At 72.1% G+C, this 16,686-nt stretch carries 15 protein-coding genes and 1 riboswitch; of the genes, 12 read left to right on the plus strand and 3 right to left on the minus strand.

The window, feature by feature from the left end; all coding sequences use genetic code 11:
• The first annotated feature begins 38 nt into the window (after window positions 1–38).
• The 8 genes from ABD350_RS16950 to ABD350_RS16985 all read left to right on the plus strand — a co-directional run bounded on the left by ABD350_RS16950 (window position 39) and on the right by ABD350_RS16985 (window position 8,571).
• The gene (locus ABD350_RS16950) at window positions 39–1,082 is read left to right on the plus strand and encodes a sugar-binding transcriptional regulator (protein ID WP_344348952.1); all 1,044 of its coding nucleotides are present in this window, start codon (window positions 39–41) and stop codon (window positions 1,080–1,082) included.
• Between the two features lie 92 nt (window positions 1,083–1,174).
• Window positions 1,175–1,597 carry a guanyl-specific ribonuclease gene (locus ABD350_RS16955; protein ID WP_344348953.1) on the plus strand — a complete coding sequence of 141 codons (423 nt, stop codon included), beginning with the start codon at window positions 1,175–1,177 and terminating at the stop codon, window positions 1,595–1,597.
• Window positions 1,594–1,962, plus strand: coding sequence for a barstar family protein (locus tag ABD350_RS16960; RefSeq protein ID WP_344348954.1), 369 nt, complete (start codon window positions 1,594–1,596; stop codon window positions 1,960–1,962). The genes ABD350_RS16955 and ABD350_RS16960 overlap by 4 nt, the downstream gene beginning before the upstream one ends.
• Before the next feature lie 93 nt (window positions 1,963–2,055).
• The gene (locus ABD350_RS16965; RefSeq protein ID WP_344348955.1) at window positions 2,056–3,498 is read left to right on the plus strand and encodes a GuaB1 family IMP dehydrogenase-related protein; all 1,443 of its coding nucleotides are present in this window, start codon (window positions 2,056–2,058) and stop codon (window positions 3,496–3,498) included.
• A 364-nt stretch (window positions 3,499–3,862) separates the two neighbouring features.
• Window positions 3,863–5,350 carry an amino acid permease gene (locus ABD350_RS16970; protein ID WP_344348956.1) on the plus strand — a complete coding sequence of 496 codons (1,488 nt, stop codon included), beginning with the start codon at window positions 3,863–3,865 and terminating at the stop codon, window positions 5,348–5,350.
• 27 nt (window positions 5,351–5,377) lie between these two features.
• Window positions 5,378–5,830 carry an Lrp/AsnC family transcriptional regulator gene (locus tag ABD350_RS16975; RefSeq protein ID WP_030620185.1) on the plus strand — a complete coding sequence of 151 codons (453 nt, stop codon included), beginning with the start codon at window positions 5,378–5,380 and terminating at the stop codon, window positions 5,828–5,830.
• Between the two features lie 171 nt (window positions 5,831–6,001).
• Entirely contained in the window at window positions 6,002–6,790 is a 789-nt protein-coding gene (locus ABD350_RS16980; protein WP_344348957.1) for a carbon-nitrogen hydrolase family protein, read from the plus strand.
• 83 nt (window positions 6,791–6,873) lie between these two features.
• Window positions 6,874–8,571 carry a flavin monoamine oxidase family protein gene (locus ABD350_RS16985; RefSeq protein WP_344348958.1) on the plus strand — a complete coding sequence of 566 codons (1,698 nt, stop codon included), beginning with the start codon at window positions 6,874–6,876 and terminating at the stop codon, window positions 8,569–8,571.
• Window positions 8,572–8,692: 121 nt separating this feature from the next.
• On the opposite strand, the gene ABD350_RS16990 is transcribed toward ABD350_RS16985, so the two are convergent.
• The 3 genes from ABD350_RS16990 to ABD350_RS17000 form a co-directional block, all read right to left on the minus strand.
• Window positions 8,693–9,403: a DUF5995 family protein gene (locus ABD350_RS16990; protein WP_344348959.1), complete on the minus strand. Its 711-nt coding sequence runs from the start codon at window positions 9,401–9,403 to the stop codon at window positions 8,693–8,695.
• A 103-nt stretch (window positions 9,404–9,506) separates the two neighbouring features.
• Entirely contained in the window at window positions 9,507–10,934 is a 1,428-nt protein-coding gene (locus ABD350_RS16995; protein ID WP_344348960.1) for a uracil-xanthine permease family protein, read from the minus strand.
• Window positions 10,935–11,039: 105 nt separating this feature from the next.
• Entirely contained in the window at window positions 11,040–12,254 is a 1,215-nt protein-coding gene (locus ABD350_RS17000; protein WP_344348961.1) for an MFS transporter, read from the minus strand.
• 132 nt (window positions 12,255–12,386) lie between these two features.
• On the opposite strand from ABD350_RS17000, the gene ABD350_RS17005 reads away from it, so the two are divergent.
• The 4 genes from ABD350_RS17005 (at window position 12,387) to ABD350_RS17020 (ending at window position 16,673) form a co-directional block, all read left to right on the plus strand.
• Window positions 12,387–13,574, plus strand: coding sequence for an ROK family transcriptional regulator (locus ABD350_RS17005; protein WP_344348962.1), 1,188 nt, complete (start codon window positions 12,387–12,389; stop codon window positions 13,572–13,574).
• 277 nt (window positions 13,575–13,851) lie between these two features.
• A riboswitch (FMN riboswitch) is annotated at window positions 13,852–13,982 on the plus strand.
• Between the two features lie 161 nt (window positions 13,983–14,143).
• Window positions 14,144–14,749, plus strand: coding sequence for a riboflavin synthase (locus ABD350_RS17010; RefSeq protein ID WP_344348963.1), 606 nt, complete (start codon window positions 14,144–14,146; stop codon window positions 14,747–14,749).
• Window positions 14,746–15,387, plus strand: a complete 642-nt coding sequence (locus ABD350_RS17015; RefSeq protein WP_344348964.1) for a nicotinamide mononucleotide transporter family protein — start codon at window positions 14,746–14,748, stop codon at window positions 15,385–15,387. The genes ABD350_RS17010 and ABD350_RS17015 overlap by 4 nt, the downstream gene beginning before the upstream one ends.
• Window positions 15,384–16,673 carry a bifunctional 3,4-dihydroxy-2-butanone-4-phosphate synthase/GTP cyclohydrolase II gene (locus ABD350_RS17020; protein ID WP_344348965.1) on the plus strand — a complete coding sequence of 430 codons (1,290 nt, stop codon included), beginning with the start codon at window positions 15,384–15,386 and terminating at the stop codon, window positions 16,671–16,673. The genes ABD350_RS17015 and ABD350_RS17020 overlap by 4 nt, the downstream gene beginning before the upstream one ends.
• Window positions 16,674–16,686: the final 13 nt, after the last annotated feature.

The raw sequence follows: 16,686 nt of genomic DNA on the forward strand, positions 1-16,686 counted from the left end.
CGCCCCGAATCTGCGAGGATGAACGGCGAATCCAGAGTGTGAACAGCAGTGAGGAGATCGCCGTGTCGGGTATGTCGGCGGGCCGGTCAGCCATGCGGATGGGACCCGCTGAGCTGGTGCAGGCGGCGGCCATGGCCCGCCGCTTCTACCTTGAGGGCAAGTCCAAGATCCAGATCGCGGAGGAGTTCGGCGTCAGCCGCTTCAAGGTGGCCCGGGTCCTGGAGACCGCCCTCGAACGGGACCTCGTACGCATCGAGATCCGCGTGCCGGCCGAGCTGGACGCCGAGCGCTCCGACGCGCTCCGCGCCCGCTACGGCCTGCGGCACGCCGTCGTGGTCGAGTCCCCGGCCGAGGCGGAGGAGACCCCGGACCCCGAGAACCTCGGTGAGGTCGCAGCCGACCTGCTCGGCGAACTCGTCAACGAGGGCGACGTGCTCGGGCTGGCCTGGGGCCGGTCCACCATCCACATGGCGGCGGCGCTCGACCGGCTGCCGCCGTGCACGGTGGTGCAGCTGACGGGCGTGTACGACGCCGGGACCGCCGAGCGCGGCTCGGTGGAGGCCGTCCGCCGGGCCGCCCAGGTCTCGGGCGGCGACGCCCACCCCATCTACGCGCCGATGCTGCTGCCGGACGCGGCCACCGCGGCGGCGCTGCGCAACCAGACCGGGATCGCCCGGGCCTTCGAGTACTTCGACAAGGTCACGGTCGCCTGTGTCTCCATCGGCTCCTGGGAGCCGGGCATCTCGACCGTGCACGACATGCTCAGCGACGAGGAGCGCGCGCACTACGCCTCGCTCGGGGTCGCCGCCGAGATGTCGGCGCACCTCTTCGACGCCGACGGGCGCCGGATCGGCCGGGACCTGGGGGAGCGGTGCATCACGGTCAAGGCCGACCAACTGCGCCGTATCCCGGAGGTGGTGGCGATCGCGGGCGGACAGCGCAAGGCCGCCGCGATCGACGCGGTGCTGCGCTCCGGGCTGGTGACCAGCCTGGTGACGGACACCTCGGCCGCCGACTACCTGCTGACGGCGGGCCAGGCACCCAAGCCGGCGCTCGGCCGCCAGGACCCCGACGGAGTCTGACACCGGGCCCCGGCGGGCCCGACCGGGCCTGGCACCGGGTCCCGGGGGTCCTCGACGGGCCTCGACGGGGCGGCCGTGGCAGCATCGTCGGCATGCCGCCACGGTTCGTCCCCCGCCTCCTCGCCGGGCTGCTGGTCTGTCTCGCCGTTCTCCTGGCCGGATGCTCCGGCGGCTCCCCGCCGGCCTCCCCGGCGTCCCCGGCCTCGCCGGGCGCGTCCACCCCGGCCTGGGCGCGTGGCATGCCCACGGTCCCCGCGTCCCGGCTGCCCGCCGAGGCCCGCAGGACACTGGCCCTCATCGACCGGGGCGGACCCTACCCGTACGCCCGGGACGGTTCCGTCTTCGGGAACTTCGAGGGGCACCTGCCCAAGCACCGGCGCGGCTACTACCACGAGTACACCGTGAAGACCCCCGGCTCCCGCGACCGGGGCGCCCGCCGTCTGGTCACCGGGCGGGACGGGGAGATCTACTACACCGATGACCACTACGACTCGTTCCGGGCGGTACTGAGATGAACGAAGACCCGGCCGGCCCCCTCGTGGTCGCGCTCGGCCTCGACGGCGTCACGGACAAGGCGGGCCTGATGGACCGCGCCGCCCGGGCCCTGGCGCTGCCCGACTGGTTCGGCCGCAACTGGGACGCGCTGGCCGACTCCCTGTCCGATCACACGGTCTGGCCCGAGGGCGCCGTGGAACGGGGGCTGCTGATCGTCGTACGGGGCTGGCGGCCGTACGCCGAGGCCCGGCCGGAGGAGTGGCGGATCGCCGAGGAGGTCCTCACCGAGGCCGCGGACCGTACGCCGGCCCTCACCGTCGCCCTCGCCCTTGGAGGAACCTCCCAGTCGTCCGGCGACGACCCTGGATGTTCTGTCAGGGCATGACGGACGCCCCGCCATGGGAGAATGAAGTACGTGCTCTTTCCCCCTGGCACACCTGTCAGGGGGTCACCTCTGATCGACTGGGATGTGCAGCACGTGCGTTTCCTCAATGACATCCGGCCCGCGTACGACCTGACGTACGACGACGTGTTCATGGTGCCGCGCCGCTCCGCGGTGGGCTCGCGTCAGGGCGTGGACCTCGCCTCGCCGGACGGGACGGGCACCACCATCCCGCTCGTCGTCGCGAACATGACCGCCATCGCCGGCCGCCGCATGGCCGAGACGGTGGCCCGCCGCGGCGGGCTCGTGGTCATCCCGCAGGACATCCCGATCGACGTCGTCACCGATGTGATCTCCTGGGTGAAGAGCCGGCACCTGGTGCTGGACACCCCGATCGTGCTGGCCCCGCACCAGACCGTCGCCGACGCCCTGGCGCTGCTGCCCAAGCGCGCGCACAACGCCGGCGTGGTCGTGGACGACGACCACCGGCCCGTCGGTGTCGTCACCGACGCCGACCTGTCCGGTGTCGACCGCTTCACCCAGCTCGAAGTCGTCATGTCCAAGGACCTGCTCCTGTTGGACGCCGACATCGACCCGCGCGAGGCCTTCAACACCCTCGACCACCACAACCGCCGCTACGCCCCGGCCGTCGACAAGGACGGCAAGCTCGCCGGCATCCTCACCCGCAAGGGCGCCCTGCGCGCCACGCTGTACACCCCGGCCGTGGACGCCGACGGGAAGCTGCGGATCGCCGCCGCCGTCGGTATCAACGGCGATGTGGCGGGCAAGGCCAAGCAGCTGCTCGACGCGGGCGTGGACACGCTCGTCATCGACACCGCGCACGGCCACCAGGAGTCGATGATCAGCGCCATCAAGACGGTGCGCGCCCTCGACCCGAAGGTGCCGATCGCGGCCGGCAACATCGTCTCCGCCGAGGGTGTGAAGGACCTGATCGACGCGGGCGCCGACATCATCAAGGTCGGTGTCGGCCCGGGCGCCATGTGCACCACCCGCATGATGACCGGGGTGGGCCGCCCGCAGTTCTCCGCCGTCCTGGAGTGCGCCGCCGAGGCGAAGAAGTACGGCAAGCACGTGTGGGCCGACGGTGGTGTTCGCCACCCGCGCGACGTCGCCATGGCCCTCGCGGCCGGCGCGTCCAACGTGATGGTCGGCTCGTGGTTCGCGGGTACGTACGAGTCGCCGGGCGACCTCCAGCACGACGCCGACGGGCGCGCCTACAAGGAGTCCTTCGGCATGGCCTCGGCCCGCGCCGTGGCCAACCGCACCTCGGAGGAGTCGGCCTACGACCGGGCCCGCAAGGCGCTGTTCGAGGAGGGCATCTCCACCTCCCGGATGTTCCTCGACCCGGCCCGTCCGGGCGTCGAGGACCTGATCGACGCGATCATCGCGGGCGTCCGCTCCTCCTGCACCTACGCCGGTGCCGGCTCGCTGGAGGAGTTCGCCGAGAAGGCGATCGTCGGCATCCAGAGCGCGGCCGGCTACGCCGAGGGCAAGCCGCTGCACGCCAGCTGGAACTGACCCGCGGCTCTCCGCACCCACGACGGCCCCCGCCGTTCCCCACCCGGGAACGGCGGGGGCCGTCGGCGTATCCCGCCGGCCTCGTAAAACGTGCTCTTCAGGGCGTTGTGCAACGGTCGACAGCGCACGCGCAACGATTTGTCATTCCGGCCCGAGGAACGCAATGATTCTGCGGGGATGCGCAAGGTTGCTGCATTACGCCCGTGAAGGCCCGCCTCATAGGGTGCTGCGCTAGTACGTGCGTGGCGGGGACCCCGCTCGGTGGGTTCCTGCCCTCGCAGGCCCACCGGTCCCCCGTCCACGAGGACCGGCTCTCCTGCCGGTCCGCGTCCGCACCACACCGGCAGCGATAAGGAGCCAGCGCGTGCTCGACCAAGGCGCACCCCCGCACAATCCCCTACCGGCCGCCCCCGCGTCCCCGGGCGTCGCCGCGCGCCTGATGCGTCGCAAGCCCGTGGAACGCCTGGTCGCGGAGGGCGGCCAGGGCGAGGGAGGCGAGCTTCGGCGCTCCCTCGGGCTGTGGCAGCTGACCATGATCAGCATCGGCGCCACCCTCGGTACCGGCATCTTCGTCGTCCTCGGCGACGCCGTCCCCGAGGCCGGCCCCGCGATCACCCTGTCCTTCGTGATCGCCGGCCTCACCGCGCTGTTCTCGGCCCTGTCCTACGCCGAGCTGGCGGGCAGCATCCCGGTCGCCGGCTCGTCCTACTCGTACGCATACGCAACGATGGGCGAGCTGGTCGCCTGGGTCTGCGGCTGGTGCCTGGTCCTGGAGTACGGCGTGTCGGTCGCCGCCGTCGCCGTCGGCTGGGGCGAGTACCTGAACGAGCTGCTGGACGGCACCATCGGCGTCACCATCCCGAGCGTGCTGTCCTCGGCCCCCGGCGAGGGCGGTGTCATCAACCTGCCCGCGCTGGTCGTCGTCCTGCTGGCGATGGTGTTCCTGCTCGGCGGCGCCCGCGAGTCCGCCCGCGCCAACACCATCATGGTGTGCGTGAAGATCGTCGCCCTCGTGCTGTTCTGCGCGGTCGGCATCATGGGCTTCAAGTCCGGCAACTACGCCGACTTCATGCCGCTCGGCATGACCGGCGTCAGCGCCGCCGGCGCCACGCTGTTCTTCTCGTACATCGGCTTCGACGCCGCCTCCACCGCCGGTGAGGAGGCCAAGGACCCCAAGCGGGACCTGCCGCGGGCCATCATGCTGTCGCTGATCATCGTCACCGCGCTGTACGTGCTGGTCGCCGGTGTCGCCGTCGGCGCCTGGAACTGGAAGAAGTTCGACGGCTCGGAGGCCTCCCTCGCCGCGATCATGAACGATGTCAGCGGCCAGACCTTCTGGGGCACGCTGCTGGCGCTGGGCGCGGTCATCTCCATCGCGAGCGTGGTGCTCACCGTGCTCTACGGCCAGACCCGCATCCTCTTCGCGATGTCCCGTGACGGCCTGATGCCCAAGGCGCTCGGCAAGGTCCACCGCAAGACCGGCGCCCCCCGCCTCAACACGGTGATCGTCTCCCTCTTCTGCGGTGCGCTCGCCGCCCTGATCCCGCTGGGCAAGCTCGTCGACGCCACCAGCATCGGCACGCTGTTCGCCTTCGGCCTGGTCAACATCGCGGTCATCGTGCTGCGCTACAAGCGGCCGAACCTGGAGCGGACGTTCAAGGTGCCGTTCGGGCCGGTGCTGCCGGTGCTGGGCTTCGCGTTCTGCGCGTACAACATGTTCAGCCTCGACACCGTGACCTGGGTCGTCTTCGGATGCTGGATGGCCGCCGGGCTCGTGTTCTACTTCCTGTACGGCTATCGCCGTTCCCGTCTCGCGACCGACGACGACCTCGCGGTGACGGCAGTGAAGTGACCGAACCGAAGAAGTGAACGACCCCCTGTGCTGAACGATCTCGACGAACGCATCGTGCACGCCCTCGCCGAGGACGCCCGCCGCTCCTACGCGGACATCGGGCAGCTGATCGGCCTGTCCGCGCCCGCGGTGAAGCGGCGCGTGGACCGGTTGCGGGCCACCGGAGCCATCACCGGGTTCACCGTCCGGGTGGACCCGGCGGCGCTCGGCTGGGAGACCGAGGGGTACATCGAGATCTACTGCCGGAGCAACACCTCTCCGGAGACCATCCAGCGGGGTCTGGAGCGCTACCAGGAGGTCGTGGCCGCGTCGACGGTCACCGGCGACGCGGACGCGATCGCCCAGGTCTTCGCCTCCGACATGCGGCACTTCGAGCGGGTCCTGGAGCGGATCGCGGGCGAGCCGTTCGTGGAACGCACCAAGTCCGTCCTGGTCCTGTCACCACTGCTGCGCCGCTTCTCCTCCGGGGCACCGGGGTAGGACGCGGGCAGGAGCGGACAACAGCTCGGGGCGCGCAACGAATCGCCGCCCAGCCCCGACTGCGCGCAACGAACCCCGCACCGGCGCGCAACGGCTCCTTCTTGTCCGGCCGAGCGCACCGCCCGTACCGTCTTCCTGACCCCCAACCCCCCGTTCCGGTGAGGATGACGCATGCGCACCGCCCTGCTCCAGAGCTCCGGCCGTCCCGGCTCGATCGCCGAGAACCTCAAGGTCCTCGACGAGGCCGCGGGCCGCGCCGCCGCCGCGGGCGCCGGACTGCTGGCCGCGCCGGAGATGTTCCTCACCGGATACGCGATCGGCGACGACATCGCCCGCCTCGCCGAGCCCGCCGACGGCGACTCGGCCGACGCGGTCGCCGAGATCGCCACCCGGCACGGCCTGGCCCTCGTCTACGGCTACCCGGAGCGCGACGGCGACACCGTCTTCAACTCCGCCCAGCTGATCTCCGCCGACGGCACCCGGCTCGCCAACTACCGCAAGACCCACCTCTTCGGCTGCTTCGAGCGCGACCACTTCACGCCGGGCGGGCAGCAGGTCGTCCAGGCCGAGCTGAACGGCCTCACCGTGGGCCTGCTGATCTGCTACGACGTCGAGTTCCCGGAGAACGTCCGGGCCCACGCCCTGGCCGGCACGGACCTCCTCGTCGTACCGACCGCGCAGATGCACCCCTTCCAGTTCGTCGCCGAGTCGATGATCCCGGTGCGCGCCTTCGAGAACCAGCTGTACGTCGCGTACGTCAACCGGGTCGGCGAGGAAGGGGAGTTCGAGTTCGTCGGCCTCTCCGTCCTGGCCGGTCCCGACGGCGTCGCCCGCACCCGCGCCGGCCGCGCCGAGCAACTGGTGCTCGCCGACGCCGACCCCGCCTTCCTGGCCGCCTCCCGGGAGAACAACCCGTACCTGGCGGACCGCCGCCCCGGTCTGTACGGGTCCCTGGTCTGAGCCGCGGACACGCGAAGGAAAGCCGCGCGAGAGCGGCCGCAGCAGCCTCACCCTGTTCCACCACGCAAGGAGTCCGTACCCCCATGACGTCCACGGTGCCCAACGCCGTCGAGCACACCGACGAGCAGCAGCCGCCGATCACCATGTTCGGCCCGGACTTCCCCTACGCCTACGACGACTTCCTCGCCCACCCGGCGGGCCTCGGCCAGGTCCCGGCGACCGAGCACGGCACCGAGGTCGCGGTCATCGGCGGCGGCCTGTCCGGCATCGTCGCCGCCTACGAGCTGATGAAGATGGGCCTCAAGCCCGTCGTCTACGAGGCCGACCAGATCGGCGGCCGGCTCCGCACGGTCGGCTTCGACGGCTGCGACGGCTCACTGACCGCCGAGATGGGCGCGATGCGCTTCCCGCCGTCCTCCACGGCGCTCCAGCACTACATCGACCTGGTCGGCCTGGAGACCAGGCCCTTCCCGAACCCGCTGGCCGAGGCCACCCCCTCGACCGTGGTCGACCTCAAGGGCGAGTCGCACTACGCCGTCACCATCGACGACCTGCCCCAGGTGTACCGGGACGTCGCCGCGGCCTGGAACAAGTGCCTGGAGGAGGGCGCCGACTTCTCCGACATGAACCGCGCGATGCGCGAGCGGGACGTGCCGCGCATCCGGGAGATCTGGGCGAAGCTGGTCGAGAAGCTCGACAACCAGACCTTCTACGGCTTCCTGTGCGACTCCGAGGCGTTCAAGTCCTTCCGGCACCGGGAGATCTTCGGCCAGGTCGGCTTCGGCACCGGCGGCTGGGACACCGACTTCCCGAACTCCATCCTGGAGATCCTGCGCGTCGTCTACACCGAGGCCGACGACCACCACCGCGGCATCGTCGGCGGCTCCCAGCAGCTGCCGCTGCGGCTGTGGGAGCGCGAGCCGGAGAAGATCGTGCACTGGCCGCACGGCACCTCGCTGCGGTCCCTGCACACCGGCGGCGAGCCGCGTCCGGCCGTGACCCGGCTGCACCGCACCGCGGGCAACCGGATCACCGTCACCGACGCGCGCGGCGACATCCGCACCTACAAGGCGGCGATCTTCACCGCCCAGTCCTGGATGCTGCTGTCCAAGATCGCCTGCGACGACTCGCTCTTCCCGATCGACCACTGGACCGCGATCGAGCGCACCCACTACATGGAGTCCAGCAAGCTCTTCGTGCCCGTGGACCGGCCGTTCTGGCTGGACAAGGACGAGGAGACCGGCCGGGACGTCATGTCGATGACGCTTACCGACCGCATGACCCGCGGCACCTACCTGCTCGACGACGGCCCCGACAAGCCGGCCGTGATCTGCCTGTCGTACACCTGGTGCGACGACAGCCTGAAGTGGCTGCCGCTGTCCGCGAACGAGCGGATGGAGGTCATGCTGAAGTCGCTCGGCGAGATCTATCCGAAGGTCGACATCCGCAAGCACATCATCGGCAACCCGGTGACGATCTCCTGGGAGAACGAGCCCTATTTCATGGGCGCGTTCAAGGCCAACCTGCCCGGCCACTACCGCTACCAGCGGCGCCTGTTCACCCACTTCATGCAGGGCCGGCTGCCCGAGGACAAGCGGGGCATCTTCCTGGCCGGCGACGACATCTCCTGGACGGCCGGCTGGGCCGAGGGCGCCGTGCAGACCGCGCTGAACGCGGTGTGGGGCGTGATGCACCACTTCGGCGGTACGACCGACCCGTCGAACCCGGGCCCGGGTGACGTCTACGACGAGATCGCGCCGGTGGAGCTTCCCGAGGACTGACCCGGGAGACCGACCAAGGCGCGGGCGGCCGGACCCGGATTCCGGCCGCCCGCGCCTTCGCCAACCCCCGCGCCTCCGCCGGGGATTGTTGCTGCGCCGGCCACCGGGTCCGCGGGCCCGCTCAGGCGGGCAGCGGGGTCAGCAGCATCCGGCCCGCGAACCCCACCGCCGCGTCCAGCCGCTCGGTGAACTCCTCGACGATTCCGGCGCAGTGCCGCAGCGCCCACAGGGCGCGGGCCGCCGCCCAGGCCGCGTCCCGGGCCCGCTCCAGACTCCACGAGCCCAGCAGATGGGTGAGCGGGTCGGCGAGCTGGAGCAGATCCGGGCCCGGCATCAGCTCCTCGCGGACGCGTTCCTCCAGCGCCACGAGCAGCTCGCCCACCCGGTCGAACTCGTCCTCCAGGTCGGCCGGTTCGCAGCCGAGTGCCCGGCAGGTGTCGACCACGGCCAGGGCCAGATCGTGCCCGATGTGCGCGTTCACGCCGGACAGGGCGAACTGCAGCGGCCGTACCCCGGGGTGGCGGCGGAGCTGGAACAGCGGCCGCCAGCAGGCGGGCGGGCGGTGGTCCCCGGCGGCCGCGTCGACCGCCGCCAGATAGCGCTCCGCGAACCGTACGTCCAGCGCGCTCGCCGCCCGCGGATCGGGGAACTCGCCCACGGTCAGCCGCCGGCCGACCTCCTCGGTGACGGCGAGGTAGACGCGGTTGAACACGGCGACGCCGTCCCGCGCGGGCAGGGCCGCGTCCAGCGCGCGCATCCGCGCCACGACGGCGTCGACGGGGGTGGTGGGTGCCGCGGGCCGCGCCAGGGGGAAAGCCAGAGGGGAAGCCATGGGGAAAGCCATGGGGGAAGCGTCCCAGCACGGGGCCGGCCGGCGGGCCGACCGGCCCGGTGCTTCGCCGGAACGGGGGAACGGCGCAACGCGGGAGCGCCGGCTAGGACTTCGCGCGCGGCGCCCGTTCCCCCGCCGGCGAGCCGGTCTCCGTGTCCGCCTCCGTGTCGTACGTCGACGTGCCCTCGTCCAGCAGCGGCTCCTGCCCCTTCAGATGGGCCGGGGCGAAGGCGCGCAGAGCGTGGTAGCCGGTGATGACGACCAGGGTGCCGAGGGCGATGCCGCTGAGCGAGAAGGTGTCGGTGAACTTCATGGAGACGTTGCCGACGCCGATGATGATGCCCGCGGCGGCCGGGACCAGGTTCAGCGGGTTGCGCAGGTCCACCTTGGCGTTGATCCAGATCTGGGCGCCGAGCAGGCCGATCATGCCGTAGAGGATGACGGTGATGCCGCCGAGCACCCCGCCCGGGATGGCCGCCACGACCGCGCCGAACTTCGGGCAGACGCCGAAGAGCAGCGCGAAGCCGGCGGCGGCCCAGTAGGCGGCGGTGGAGTAGACGCGGGTCGCGGCCATCACGCCGATGTTCTCCGAGTACGTGGTGTTCGGCGGGCCGCCCACGGCGGTGGAGAGCACCGAGGCGACACCGTCGGCGGAGATCGCCGTGCCGAGCTTGTCGTCCAGCGGGTCGCCGGTCATCTCGCCGACCGCCTTGACATGGCCCGCGTTCTCCGCGACCAGGGCGATGACCACGGGCAGGGCGACCAGGACGGCCGACCACTGGAAGGACGGCCCGTGCAGGTGGGGCAGCCCGATCCAGTCGGCGTGGGAGACCGCGGAGAGGTCCAGGCGCCAGTGGTCGGTGACCTTCCCGCTCGGGCTCACGGAGTGGATCTTGCCGAAGATCCGGTCGAAGGCCCAGGAGATGCCGTAGCCGAAGACCAGGCCCAGGAAGATGGCGATGCGCGACCAGAAACCGCGCAGGCAGACGACCGCCAGCCCGGTGAAGAGCATCACCAGCAGCGCGGTCCACTGGTCCTGCGGCCAGTAGGTGGACGCGGTCACCGGGGCCAGGTTGAAGCCGATCAGCATGACGACGGCACCGGTGACGATCGGCGGCATGGCGGCGTGGATGATCCGCGCGCCGAACCGCTGCACGGCCAGGCCCACCAGGAACAGCACCGCGCCGACGACGAGCACCGCGCCGGTCACGGTCGCGCTGGTGCCGCCCTGGGCGCGGATGACGGCGGCCACGCCCACGAAGGACAGGGAGCAGCCGAGGTAGCTCGGCACCCGGCCCCGGGTGGCGAGCAGGAAGATCACGGTCGCCACGCCCGACATCATGATCGCCAGGTTCGGGTCCAGGCCCATGAGCACGGGGGCCACGAAGGAGGCGCCGAACATCGCGACCACGTGCTGGGCGCCCAGGCCCACGGTGCGGGGCCAGGACAGCCGTTCGTCGGGGCGTACCACCGCTCCGGGAGCGGGCGTGCGCCCGTCACCGTGCAGTTTCCAGCGCACGCCGAGGTCCATGGTGGGGTTTCACTTTCTTACGTACATGAGACGGTCCGAACCATTGTGCGGGTAAGTGAGGGTTCTCCGCCCACGTGGTCACGTACGTGAACCTCCGCGATCACCTCAGGAGTGCGGGCCGGACACCGCCGCGCTCCGCGGATCCGCCTTCGCCCGGCCCCCGCGTTCGGCGGCGCGCAGGACGCCCGAGAACACGACGAGCCCGCAGGCCAGCGCCGTCACCACGCAGAAGGACACCATCAGGCTGGTGGCCTGGGCCACCCCGCCGATCAGGCTCGGCGCGATCAGCCCGGAGGTGTAGGTGACGGTCGCCACGCCCGCGATGGCCTGGCTCGGGCGGGGGCCGGCGTGACCGGCGGCGGCGAAGCACAGCGGGACGACCACCGCGATGCCGAGCCCCATCAGCGCGAATCCGGTCATGGCCGCCGCCGGGTGCTCCGCGAGCACGATCAGCAGTCCGCCCAGCACGGCCAGCACTCCGCCGGCCCGCACGGTGCGGACCGCGCCGAAGCGGTTCACCACCGCGTCCCCGGCGATCCGGGCCACGGCCATGGTCAGCATGGAGCCGGTGGTGGCGGACGCCGCCAGCCCGGCCGAGCTGTCCAGCCGGTCCCGCAGGAACACCGCCGACCAGTCCAGGGTCGCGCCCTCGGCGAACACCGCGCAGAACCCGACCGCGCCGATCAGCAGCGCCGAGCGCGGCGGCAGCGCGAACCGCGGCGGCGGCTCCTCGTCCGCGGCGGGCTGGATGTCCAGCACCCAGCCGCAGACCGTCCACCCGAGCACGGTCAGCACGGCCGAGGCCAGCGCGAAGTGCACCCGGGCGTCCGCGCCGAGATGCGCGGCCAGGGTGCCGGCCGCCGAGCCGGTCAGGGCGCCCGCGCTCCACATGCCGTGCAGCCCGGACATCACCGACCTGCCGAGCAGCCGCTCGACCTCCACGCCGAGCGCGTTCATCGCGACGTCGGCCATGCCCGAGGAGGCGCCGTAGGCGAACAGCGCCAGGCACAGGGTGACCAGGTTCGGCGCGACGGAGGGCAGCACCAGGGCGAGCGTCCACAGCGCCAGCAGCCCGCGCAGGGCCGTACGGCTGCCGAAGCGGTGGGTGACCCGCCCGGCCAGCGGCATCGCGCACGCGGCACCGAGCGCGGTGAAGGCCAGCGCGAACCCCAGTTGGCCGGCGCTCAGCCCGGCGTGCTCCCTGATCCAGGGCACCCGCGTGGCGAACGACCCGGTCACCGAGCCGTGCACGGCGAACACCGCCGCCACGGCGTACCGGGCACGCCGGACCTCGTCGCGTGCGGGGCTCATGTCACCCATGTTCCTGTCCCTCCCCGGCCGACCCTCTCGGCAACCCGGGGCGTAAATTATCAGGAACCCTGCCTGATAGATAGGGCAGCCGTGCGCCGCGTACGACCGTCCGGTCCGCAGCGATCTGGGAGGATTCCCGACATGCCCGCATCACCCAGCACCGCCCGGGCCCTCAACGACCGGCTGGCCCTGCGGCTGTTGCAGCAGGAAGGCCCGCTGACGGCGGGGCAGCTCAAGCAGCTGACCGGCCTGTCCCGGCCGACGGTCGCCGACCTCGTCGACCGGCTCACGGCCGCCGGACTGATCACGGTGGTCGGTGAGTCCGGCGAGCAGCGCCGGGGCCCCAACGCCCGGCTCTACGGCATCGTGGCCGGTCGCGCCCACCTCGCCGCGCTCGACGTGCGCACCGAAGGCGTCCTCGTCCTGGTCTCCGACCTGCTCGGCCGGGTGCTCGCCGAGGCGTCCGCGCCGATCGGCGGGGACACCGGGACCGGGCCCGCAGTGGAGCGGGCGGTGGCCGCGGTGGAGCGGGCCGTGAAGGAGGGCGGTGCGGACCGGCTGCACACCGTCGGCATCGGGGCGCCGGGCCTGATCGACCCGGCCACCGGCGACCTCAGGGACTCCGCCGGACTGCCCGCCTGGCACCGCAGCCTGGTCGCCGCCCTCCAGGACCGGCTGCCGGGTGCCCGGGTGACCGTCGAGAACGAGACCAACCTGGCCGCCCTGGCCGAGCAGCGCGAGGGCGCCGCCCGCGACCGGGACACCTTCGTCCTGCTCTGGCTGGGGCACGGCGTCGGCGCCGCGGTCGTCCTCGACGGCAGCCTGCGCCGCGGTGCCTCCGGCGGCACCGGCGAGATCGGTTTCCTGCCGGTGCCGGGCACGGCCTCGCTGCCCTCGGCGACCGACTGCGACGGCGGCTTCCACTCGCTGGCCGGCGCGGCCGCGGTCGTCTCGCTGGCCGCCGAGTGCGGCCTGCCGGCGCCCGGCCCGGCGGACGGGCCGGGCGCGGCGCGCGCGGTGCGCGGGGCGGTGACGCGGGCGTCCGCGGCCGACGAGCGCTTTCTGCGCGCCCTCGCCGACCGGGTCGCCGTCGGCGCGGCCTCGGTGGCGGCCGTCCTGGACCCCGGCTGCGTGGTGCTCGGCGGGGAGGTCGGCCGGGCCGGGGGAGCGGTGCTCGCCGGGCTGGTGGGGGAGCGGCTGCGCCGGATGTCGCCGCTGGCCACCGAGGTGCGGGCGAGCGGCCTCGGCGGTACGGCCGTGCTGCGCGGGGCGCTGCTCACCGCGCGGGAACGGGCGCAGGACGAGCTGTTCGCGCCGCCGGAGCGGTAGCCGGCCCTGCCTGTCCGGCCCTGCCTGTCCGGCCCCGTCTTGGCGGCCCGGCGGCGGGCAAGGGCCGTCGTCACCGCCGCCGAGCCCGTCCGCACCTTAAGAGGACTAGACCAGTAGGGTCAATGGTCCGGACCAACCTCAACGCCCTTGGTCCGCCGACCGGTTGCCGGGGGCGGTGGCGTGGCGCGAACGCGTCCGCGCGCACTGTGAGGGAGGCCACACGACCCGCCCGTCTGGACGGGTGACGGGCGTGGCAGACTGGGCCCTGTACCAGAAGCAGCGCACTCCGGGGTCGGTGAAAGTCCGAACCGGCGGTTACAGTCCGCGACCCGGTCGCTTCCAGCGGCCGGTTGACCAGGTGAAATTCCTGGACCGACGGTTAAAGTCCGGATGGGAGGCAGTGCGCGGCGGGCGGGCACGCGTGTATCCGTGTGCGCGCCGCCGTATCGAGGCTCGTCCCAGCGTGGACGCGCCCGTCCGGCGACGCCTCCGGTGTGTGCTCACCCGTGGATTCTGTCGTCATCGACAGCCCCGGAGTCCGTGCCCGAAGAGGCAGGAGGACCCGGGAAGTGTTCACCGGAATCGTCGAAGAGCTGGGTGAGGTCACCGCCGTCGAGAACCTCGGCGACGCCTCCCGCTTCCGGCTGCGCGGCCCCGTCGTGACCGAGGGCGCGCGGCACGGCGACTCCATCGCCGTGAACGGGGTCTGTCTCACCGTCGTCGAACACGAGGGTGACGAGTTCACCGCCGACGTCATGGCCGAGACCCTGAAGCGTTCCAGCCTGGGCGCGCTCACCGTCGGCTCCCGCGTCAACCTGGAGCGCCCCACCGCCGTCGGCGCCCGCCTCGGCGGGCACATCGTGCAGGGGCACGTCGACGGCACCGGCGAGATCCTGGCCCGCACGCCCTCCGAGCACTGGGAGATCGTGAAGATCTCCCTCCCCGCGGACCTCTCCCGCTACGTCGTGGAGAAGGGCTCCATCACGGTCGACGGCATCAGCCTCACCGTCGTGGAGGCGGCCCCGGACCACTTCACCGTCAGTCTCATCCCGACCACCCTCGCGCTGACCACGCTCGGCGTGAAGCAGCCCGGCGACGCGGTCAACCTCGAAGTGGACGTCATCGCCAAGTACGTCGAGCGGCTGCTCACGGCCGGACGGGAGGCCGGCCGGTGAACTGGCTGAACTCCGAGGCGTTCACCCTCTTCGGTCAGCACATCATCTGGTCGGACATGACCGGCAACATCCTGGGCCTGATCACCCTCGCCCTCGGCTGGCGCCGCTCCCTGTGGACCTGGCCCGTGCAGTTCCTGTCCGGCCTCGTGCTGTTCGCCGCCTTCTACGGCCATCTGACCGGCAGCGCCGGCAAGCAGGTCGTCGTCATGGCCGTCGCGCTGTACGGCTGGTGGCAGTGGCAGCGCACCCGGAACCGGTCCGGCGACGGCCAGATCACCCCCCGGTTCGCCACCTGGCGCGAGCGTGCGGCCATGGTCGCCGCCGCCGGCGCCGGCACGGTCGCCGTCGCCCTGCTGTTCCAGGCCTACCCGTCCCTGTCCTGGGACCCCTGGCCCGACGCCTACATCTTCGTCGGCACCATCGTCGCGATGTACGCCCAGGCCAAGGGCATGGTCGAGTTCTGGTTCGCCTGGCTGCTCGTCGACCTCGTCGGCGTCCCCCTCAACTTCGCCAACGGCTACGCCTTCTCCGGCTTCGTCTACGTCATCTACGGCGCACTCGTCCTGTGGGGCATGCGCGACTGGTGGCTGCGTTCCCGCAAGGCCGCGCGGCCCACACTGGAAGGAGCGCCGGCATGACCTCGGCACCCGTCCTCCACGACACCCACGACATCGAGAACTTCGCGCTCGACCCGGTCGAGCAGGCCATCGCCGACATCGCCGCCGGGCGCCCGATCGTCGTCGTCGACGACGAGAACCGGGAGAACGAGGGCGACCTCGTCGTGGCCGCCGAGAAGATCACCCCCGAGATCGTCGCCTTCATGATGAGCGAGTGCCGCGGGCTGATCTGCGCTCCCATGGAGAGCGGGGAACTGGACCGGCTGCGGCTGCCGCAGATGGTCGAGGACAACACCGAGTCGATGAAAACCGCGTTCACGGTCTCCGTGGACGCCACCGCCGCGCACGGTGTGAGCACCGGCATCTCGGCCGCCGACCGCGCCACCACGCTCCGGCTGCTCGCGAGCGGCACGGCCGAGCCCGCCGACTTCGTCCGCCCCGGCCATGTCTTCCCGCTGCGCGCCAAGGCCGGCGGCGTCCTCGCCCGCGACGGCCACACCGAGGCCGCCGTCGACCTCGCCCGGCTCGCGGGCCTGCGCCCGGCCGGTGCCATCGTGGAGATCGCCGGCGAGGACGGCCGGATGCTCCGCCTGCCCGAGCTGATCCCGTTCGCCCGCAAGCACGGCCTGACGATCATCTCCATCGAGGACCTGATCGCCTACCGCCGCGACAGCGAGCCCACCGTCCGCCGCGAGGCCGCCACCCGCCTGCCCACCCGGCACGGCACCTTCACCGCCTACGGCTACCGGTCCACCGTCGACGGCGTCGAGCACGTCGCCCTCGTCCACGGCGACCTCGGCGACGGCCGGGACGTCCTGGTCCGCGTCCACTCCGAGTGCCTCACCGGCGACGTCTTCGGCTCCCTGCGCTGCGACTGCGGCCCCCAGCTGGACACCGCGCTCGCCCGGATCCAGCAGGAGGGCCGCGGAGTCGTCGTCTACCTGCGCGGACACGAGGGACGCGGCATCGGCCTGCTGTCCAAGCTGCGCGCCTACGAACTCCAGGAGCAGGGCCACGACACCCTGGACGCCAACCTGGAACTCGGCCTGCCCGCCGACGCCCGCGACTACGGCGCGGGCGCGCGGATCCTGGCCGACCTCGGTGTCCGCGGGGTCCGGCTGATGACCAACAACCCCGACAAGACCGACGCCCTCGGGCGCCACGGCATCGAGGTCACCGGCCGGGAGCCGATGCCCGTCCAGGCCGGTGAGCACAACCTCCGCTACCTGCGCACCAAGCGGGACCGGATGGGACACGACCTGCCCTGGCTCGACACACCCGCCGTGTCGGCCTGCGGCAACCAGTAAGCGAGAGAGCACG

Source organism: Streptomyces nogalater, from assembly GCF_039532885.1.
Lineage (GTDB): Bacteria > Actinomycetota > Actinomycetes > Streptomycetales > Streptomycetaceae > Streptomyces > Streptomyces nogalater.